This is a genomic window from Agitococcus lubricus (assembly GCF_003051055.1).
In the GTDB taxonomy this organism is placed as follows: domain Bacteria; phylum Pseudomonadota; class Gammaproteobacteria; order Pseudomonadales; family Moraxellaceae; genus Agitococcus; species Agitococcus lubricus.
Window position 1 is genome coordinate 51,564 of record NZ_QAON01000018.1, and the last position, 8,552, is coordinate 60,115.

The following is an 8,552-nucleotide window of genomic DNA, read 5'->3' on the forward strand; positions in this document are numbered from 1 at the left end:
ACAATGGTTTAGAACTGAACTCAGTACAAGCGGTATCTCAGCTCTAGCTATTTTTGAATTTCACCGACATAGGCTCGAAATAGTGTTTATAGCCATGTCTTCCTGCTGCTTTTGCTTTATAGAGTGCCGCATCGGCATTAGCCACTAAGGCACTTAACTGGTTTTGTTCGTTGGGCATCATACTACAAATACCAATACTAACGGTAATATGGTGTGTGACTAAGGAGCGTTTATGAGGAATCGCTAAACGGTCTATCGCATCTAAAATACGATGTGCGACTTCTTCTGCTCCCATGCTGTCGGTATTAGGTAATAAAACCACAAATTCTTCGCCACCATAACGTGCGACTAAATCGGCAGGACGTAAGAGCGCATCATGCATGGTGCGTGCAACTTGCTGTAAACATTTGTCACCTGCGGCGTGACCATAGTTGTCGTTATAAAGTTTGAAGTGGTCTATATCAATAAACAATAAGGCTAAGGGTTGCTCTTCCCGCCGCGCACGTTCCCATTCAATGGTCAGGTAATCATCAAAAGCACGCCGATTAGCCACACCTGATAAGGCATCTTCCCGTGCAATGGTTGCTAAATGTTGATTCATTTGTTCGAGTTCATGCGATTTGATGGCGACTAACACTTCATGCAAAAAACCCAGACGTTCTCGTCGTTCAACAAAAAAAGCAATATTGAGCAAGACGACGATGACTAAGACAAAGCTGTGTAAAACTTGTAAGGTAGGCACAAACCAATGGTTAACAAAGACTGTCGCACCCGCCATCAGTGTGCCGCACAAAATGATTAACGCACTTTTGAGACATAAAAAGCGTAGGGTATGAGTAATGATAATAAGACAGATAATGATGTTATAAGAGGCGTAGATATTGTGTTCGCCATCAGGATAGGCGAGTGCGCCAATCAGCAATTGATAGAGCAATAAGGTCATACTTGGTGCAAGTAAATAATGATAAATCAGCTCATGGCTATGCGGGAGGTAGGCACAGATATTCAAGACGATAATGAGGAAGCCTGTTGAAATTAAACAGCCTTGCCAGATGAGATAATGACTTTCCGTCAGTAGTTGTGGAAAAAAAATAGTCGTTCCACACAAGATAACGAGATATAACACTAGCCATAAGCCAGCAGCAATCTTAAAGATTTGGCTAAACTCTTGACTGCGCTTGACTAAAAAACATTGTTCTAAATCGGAACGAAAGTGAATGAAGAGGGGTTTTTGTTGTAGTAATTGTTGCACATAATGGTTCATTGAACTGTCTTGAGCCAGCTCAGTCAGTAGGTGTGGCAATGTCGGGCTAAGTTTAATATCGGCCATAAACTGTAATTATTTTATTATGGTATAGGGTCTGTGGATGTTTTACGTGTGACCCACAATCACAACGTCAACAGCCCCCAGAAACACAGATATTAATCACCAAAAGTGCCAGATAGCCGTCACAAATATCGCGTATATGTGTTTTAGCTATCAAATTGATATTGGTGGCGGCCATGTTCTTTAGCTTTATATAATGCTGCATCTGCTTTGGCTAGAAATTCGGTTAACGTCGATGAAGCACGGGGAATATTGTGTGTTACCCCAATACTCAAGGTGACATGAGGCGCTGCTTTAGAACGGCTATGCGGTAAGGCTAAGGCATCAATGTGTTTAATAATACGTTGTGCCACATCTATTGCCCCCTCAACATTGGTATTGGGTAATAAAACAACAAATTCTTCGCCACCATAACGTGCCGCTAAATCGGCAGGGCGTCTGAGGGCTTGTTTAATGGTTTGTCCTACACGGCGTAAACACACGTCACCAATATTATGGCCATAAGTATCATTGTAGAGTTTGAAGAAGTCCACGTCCATATACAGTAAGGCAATACTTTGCTGGTCGCGTTTAGCACGCTCCCATTCTTTTTGTAAGGTTTCATCAAAGGCGCGTCGATTGGCTAAGCCGGTTAACGGGTCTTCACGAGAGATACGGTCTAGGGCTTTATTTAAGCGGTCTAATTCGACGGTTTGATGGGCAACGATAATTTCTTGTAAAAATGCAAAACGTTCTTGTCGTTCAATCAGACCGACAATCATGAGGGTAATAAATGAGCCTAAACCGTAGTAATGGGAAAACTTAAACCAATCAATTTTCCAATTTAGGCTAATCGTCGTCAGAATAGTCAGAATACCAGCGAGGCAAATAATTAATACACACACAGGAAATAATACCCGTAAACCAAAGCTGATAATGGTTACAATAATGATGACATCATAGGCTGCGTGTTGTGCAAAATCACTGTCTATGGTGCTGACACTGGCCATCATGATACAAAATAAAATTAAGGTACTAACGGGCGTAGATAGCCACTGATAATTCGTTCGAAAAAAGGGTTTTTCTGCAACCAATAACACCAGAATTAACAGTGCACCAATAGGAATTAACACAAATTTTAGAATAAAGAGGTCGTCTGCGGTAATCACGTTGGGGAAGGCCAACATCGCAATCGCTGCGATAATGCCATACAGCACAAAAAATAATAATTTACCTACCGACAATAAACGACGATATTCTTCGGCACGTTTGGCATAAAAGCGAGACTCAATATCATTCTCAAAGAAAAAGAATAATGGGCGTTCTTTTAAAAGTTGATGAATATATGCCAACGTTTTTGCGGAAATGAGTTGAGGTTGTCCCTCAGCCGCAGTACTTGGTTGTTCACTTTTGGTATTCGTCTCTGTCGACACAATAGACACCTACAATCACGTCCTAGCGTTTATGTTTTTCATTTCTTCAGACTTTCAGCTAGCTATTCGGCCATACTGTGTCTATATAGGTGGACACCTATCCGATAAGTGGTAGAGAATCGGCGATTATTATACAGATGTTGCTCATAAATAAAGCATATTTTTTTTGCTTGCCTAGTTAACGTGACTTGGCTCTCAATTTTTCATGTCAATACAGTCCTTTATCAGCAATCAAGGCAGGCGACTATTGACGATATTTCAATCTTTTTTAGAGAGACTAAGGTACAATACACGGACTTCTTTTCTACAGAGCAACCCATAAGCAAGCTACCCATGACCTACGTCAGGTCTGCGTTTTTTGTTGCGGCATCGCTTTGTATTTTTGTTGTTCATAAGAGTTTTGTTTACCATGCCTGTGTCTTCTGCATCATCAACTGCCAAACCGTTATTCGCCTACGATAAATACTGGGCAGAGTGTTTTGGAGCTGCCCCATTTTTGCCGATGAGTCGTGCTGAAATGGATAGTTTGGGCTGGGATGCTTGCGACATTATTTTAGTGACAGGTGATGCCTATGTTGACCATCCCAGTTTTGGTATGGCCATTATTGGTCGTTTATTAGAAGCGCAAGGATTTAGGGTAGGTATTATTGCGCAGCCCGATTGGAATTCTGCCCAAGATTTCAAAAAGCTCGGTGAGCCAACACTCTTTTTTGGTGTCACCGCAGGCAATATGGATTCGATGATTAACCGTTATACGGCCGACCGTAAAATTCGCTCGGATGATGCCTATTCTCCGCATGGTGAGGGTGGCAAACGTCCTGACCGTTGTTCTTTAGTCTATGCCCAACGCACCCGTGAAGCCTATTCCCATGTTCCGATTGTGATGGGTGGGATTGAAGCCAGTTTACGGCGTATTGCCCACTATGATTATTGGCAAGATAAAGTGCGCCGTTCGTTGCTATTAGATGCGAAAGCCGATTTATTGGTGTTTGGTAATGCCGAACGTGCCATTGTTGATATTGCGCATCGTTTAGCCAAAGGCGATAACATTCGCAGTATTACTGATATTCGTGGTACGGCGTTTATGCGCCGAGATACGCCAGAAGGCTGGTTTGAATTAGACTCCACCAATGTTGATGAAGTGGGGCGTGTTGACCCTATTATCAATCCTTATGTGAATACGCAAGACTTAGCCGTTTGTGAGGTTGAAAAAGAAAAAGGCTTAACCGAAACTGATGTGCAAGTGGTGACCCTGCAACCCAGTAAAGCATTAAAGCATCGCTTGCCAGCACGTGATAAAACCGTGATTCGTTTGCCTGCTTATGAACAAGTCAAAAATGACCCTGTCATGTATGCTCATGCCAATCGTGTTTTACATTTAGAAACTAACCCTGGCAATGCCCGTGCTTTAGTGCAACGTCACGGTGAGCAAGAAGTGTGGCTCAATCCACCGCCGATTCCGTTAAGCACTGAAGAAATGGACTATGTCTTTGATTTGCCTTATGCCCGCGTGCCACACCCAGCGTATGGCGATGCCAGAATTCCTGCCTATGAGATGATTCGTTTCTCGGTCAATATTATGCGGGGCTGTTTTGGCGGCTGTACCTTCTGTTCGATTACCGAACATGAAGGTCGGATTATTCAAAATCGTTCCGAAGACAGCATTATTCGTGAAATCGAAAAAATGCGTGACGTACCCGGTTTTACGGGCGTGGTGTCTGATTTAGGGGGGCCTACCGCTAATATGTATCGGTTGGCCTGTAAATCACCCAAAATTGAAGCCGCTTGCCGTAAGCCCTCGTGTGTGTATCCTGATATTTGTGAAAACCTGAATACAGACCATTCACATCTCATTCAATTGTATCGTCGCGCGCGTAGTTTGAAAGGCGTGAAGAAGATTTTAATTGGCTCAGGTTTACGTTATGACTTAGCGGTGCGTTCACCTGAATATGTGCGTGAGTTAGTGACCCATCATGTCGGTGGCTACTTAAAAATTGCGCCCGAACATACCGAAGAAGGGGTTTTATCAAAAATGATGAAACCGGGTATTGGCGCATATGACAAATTCAAGCAACTATTTGAGCGTTTTTCTAAAGAAGCTGGCAAAGAACAATATCTGATTCCCTACTTTATTGCCGCCCACCCAGGCACACGCGATGAAGATATGATGAATTTGGCGATTTGGCTCAAGAAAAATGGCTTTAGAGCTGACCAAGTACAAACCTTTTATCCTTCACCCATGGCAACCGCTACTGCGATGTATCATTCGGGTAAAAATCCACTCAAAAAAGTCACTCGTAAAAGTGAAGCAGTTGAGATTGTGAAAGGTGAGCGTCGTCGTCGTTTGCATAAGGCCTTCTTGCGTTACCATGACCCGAATAACTGGCCGATGTTACGTGAAGCCTTAAAAGAAATGGGACGAGCGGATTTAATTGGTAATGGTAAGCATCATTTAATTCCTAATTATCAACCGCAAACCGATGGTACGTATCAAAGCGCACGCAAGAAAAACTCTTCTACTGAACAAGGGGTTTCTCAGAAAGTCACTGCGAAAAAAGGCCGTATTTTAACTCAGCATACAGGCTTGCCACCGCGTGAAGGTGTGGATAAAAACAAGGTAAAACGACCTGTTAAAAAACGGGGTTGAGAGACAAAATCTATCATTTACTCGCCAGTGGATGAGTCACAGCACCAGGCTCATCCAGTCAATCACTCATTTGTTGAGAATTTATCCACCTTAGCCAAGTGCGTAATCTATCGCTAGATCTATTAAATCTACGCCACATAACACGAATTTCTCAGCAGAAGCCTTAGAAGCTGTCTATATTGTATACAGGATGTTGCTGATATCGCTACAGCGTCTCACCATGACCTATCAGCGTGCTATTCCCACGATAATAATTCGAAAATGGTTTTAAGGAAGGTGTGGTGTGCCCAAATTGTTTGTTGCACTCAGCGTATTGTCATGTGCTTTTAGTGTGCATGCGGCATCTGTCGTACATTCGTTGACAGAGTTTGATAGCTTACTCACCCTGAATTTAGAGCAATTAGCACGGATTCCTGTCACCACTGCCGCTCGCAGCCCACAGGCATGGAAGGATGTGCAGGGTTCTTTATGGGTAGTCACCGAACAAGAAATTAAACAACGTGGTTATCGTCATCTGGCCGATTTATTACGCGATTTACCCAGTGTCGATGTGCAAGGGCCATATAGCACCTCTAGCCGTATATCTATACGTGGCGTGACAGGTAATACCAAGTTATTGATATTGCAAGATGGTGTTAGGATTGGTGCGCCTGCAGGAGAGCTAGTCCCGATTAGTATTAATTATCCTTTGTATATGGCCAAACAAGTCGAGGTCTTATTGACACCGGGTTCTGCTTTATATGGTGCTGATGCCGTAACAGGTGTGGTCAATATCATCAGTAAACAAGCGGAACAACAGCACACACAACAACTCAGTTATGAAGGCAGTGAAACACGTTATCAACATGGCCACTTACTATTGACAGGCCGTATCGGTCAATCATATCCCTTCATGTTAGGCGTCCATAAAGAGCAATTTAATAATCAGCACTTGGCAGAGCAATATCCAGATGTTTTTAACTTTAATGATTTAAGGGATAATCAAGGGCAAGTGATTGTGCCTGTACAAGCAAGACAGGCTTTTCAAAGTTTGGCAACGGCAGAAAGTGTTTGGTCAACGTTAAAAATTCATCCGACTACCGAGTTAGGATTACATTATCGTGTGGTTCGTTACCCTACAGACTATACAACATTAGCTGATTTTACCGACTACGGTGGATTTTGGGAGGATAGATTCTTAACGGCTTATGGCCGATATCAGCAACAACTGACGCCTAAACTCAGTACCAATACGCTGGTCAGTTGGAGTAATTATCGTTTAGATAAAGACAGTTATTTTAATAATATTTTTAGCGGTTATATGAATGGCTATAAATATGCTGAAAGTAAGAAGCTGAGTATAGATAGCCAATGGCGTTATGCCTTTGCTACGCAACATCAACTAATGGCTGGGTTGGTGTTTGACCATTTGCGTGCCGTACCGCGAACAACCGATTTAAGCCAACCGTATGACCCTAATCTCTCGGTAGAACAACAACATTTATACTATTTAGGGACAAATAACAGTTTGCCAGTCAAGATTTTTCAGGTCACTCAAGATAATTTAGGCGTATTTTTGCAAGACCAATATCAATGGTCACCGCAACTCAGTAGTCAAGCGGGCATTCGTTTTGATGATAATTCTGACTATAAAGCGAGTACCAGTCCTTACGTGGGGCTTAAATATATTTATAGCCCAAAAACGATATTGAGTTTGACTTATAGCCAAGCCTATTTAGCACCGTCCCCCTCATATAGCTATGAGCATTTTGGTAGTTTTACAGGCCAACAAGATAGTCAAGGTCGCTATTTGGCCGATACTTTTAGAGTTCCGAACCCAGATTTACAGCCCGAAACAGCAAAAGCCTTGGAATTTGTTATCAATCATGAGTTAAAACCACATTGGCAATTGATTAGTACGGCTTATGGTTCTCGTTTACAAAATCTGATTCTATTTGCCAGTCCCACTCCTAGTCCCGTCAGTGAATTTATTAACGGCGGTTGGATTAAAAATACTGACCACAATGTCAATTTGGGCGAAAGTGTTGCCTATGGTGTGGAGTTAAGTAGCCGCTATCGGCAGCAACATTATGAGCTTTGGGGGCATTACTCGTTTACCGATGGATACTTAAGCACGAATAAAGGCGAAGAAGAGTTACCTTATAACGCCAAACACAAATTAAAATTGGGCGCAACATGGCGACATAAACAAGGCTGGTTTATTAGCCCCAGTCTGTATTTTATTGGTCAAAGTCGTGTGCCAAGTTCTGCCAGTGATGGTAGTCGGGCGGTGACCGTGCCTTCTTATCAATTATTTAATATGTATGCAGGTTATCCTCAAATAGTACAAGGCGTTGATGTATTTATGCGTATCGAAAATATTGCCTCTAGCAAATATTACCATGCAGGTGGTTCATCAAAGCGGTCTTTGGTGCAATTACCCCAGTTAGACCGCACGATTACTTTAGGTTTTGAGTTGGGATTTTAAAGAATATGGGACACATACACCAAATTTGCATCGAATGGCTTTTGTTTGTCTAATACAAATACGAGATATAAGGTAGCTAACTACAGACTGAACGGCTTTAGGTGCTGATATAGGCAACCTATAATGATGTCGCCAAAACAGAATTTAGATGAAAAAGCAATCATCTTAAGCAGTTTTGCAAATAGATGACATTGGAATGTAAATAACATAAATAGGGTACGTATGCACAAAAAAGGTCTCAAGCATTTTTGTCGTACTTTTGTATAGTATCACGCACAAGATTTACTTGCAATACACGCTGCCCTAAGAGTATCCCTATCTTCTCCATCTTCATCTATACCTCTCTTTATCCTAATCGAATGCCTTGCTTAATTTTTGGAGTAATAACATGGCAACAATCAATGGTACTAATGGTAATGACGAGTTGATTGGTTCAAACGACAACGACGTCATCAATGGCTTCGAGGGTGATGATACCTTAGCCTATAACCTCTCGACAGATGGCGTAGACCAAATCAACTTAGGCAGTGGCATGGACACACTGAACGTCTCATCGACGGGTGCGAGTCAAATCCGTGTGATGTTTACCAGTGCTGAAGTGGGGAATAACAACGCGAATGATGCGGGTACCTTAGCGAATCAAGACGGTGGTTTAGCGGTACGAATTCAAGCGGAAGACGGCAGCGGCAACTTAGTTGG

The 8,552-nt window shown here is 42.5% G+C and carries 4 protein-coding genes and 1 pseudogene; 3 read left to right on the forward strand and 2 right to left on the reverse strand.

The window, feature by feature from the left end; all coding sequences use genetic code 11:
- Positions 1 to 43 precede the first annotated feature (43 nt).
- Positions 44 to 1,330 carry a GGDEF domain-containing protein gene (locus C8N29_RS17340; RefSeq protein WP_107866768.1) on the reverse strand — a complete coding sequence of 429 codons (1,287 nt, stop codon included), beginning with the start codon at positions 1,328 to 1,330 and terminating at the stop codon, positions 44 to 46.
- Positions 1,331 to 1,473: 143 nt separating this feature from the next.
- Positions 1,474 to 2,739 (reverse strand): diguanylate cyclase, encoded by a 1,266-nt coding sequence (locus C8N29_RS14370; RefSeq protein WP_146164476.1) that lies wholly within the window; start codon positions 2,737 to 2,739, stop codon positions 1,474 to 1,476.
- A gap of 409 nt (positions 2,740 to 3,148) precedes the next feature.
- On the opposite strand from C8N29_RS14370, the gene C8N29_RS14375 reads away from it, so the two are divergent.
- From C8N29_RS14375 to C8N29_RS14385, 3 genes and pseudogenes are all read left to right on the forward strand, one after another.
- The gene (locus C8N29_RS14375; RefSeq protein WP_107866770.1) at positions 3,149 to 5,386 is read left to right on the forward strand and encodes a YgiQ family radical SAM protein; all 2,238 of its coding nucleotides are present in this window, start codon (positions 3,149 to 3,151) and stop codon (positions 5,384 to 5,386) included.
- A gap of 283 nt (positions 5,387 to 5,669) precedes the next feature.
- On the forward strand, positions 5,670 to 7,853 hold the full coding sequence (locus C8N29_RS14380) for a TonB-dependent receptor plug domain-containing protein (protein ID WP_107866771.1): 2,184 nt from the start codon (positions 5,670 to 5,672) through the stop codon (positions 7,851 to 7,853).
- Between the two features lie 388 nt (positions 7,854 to 8,241).
- Positions 8,242 to 8,552: pseudogene (locus tag C8N29_RS14385) on the forward strand (hypothetical protein); the annotation flags it as partial.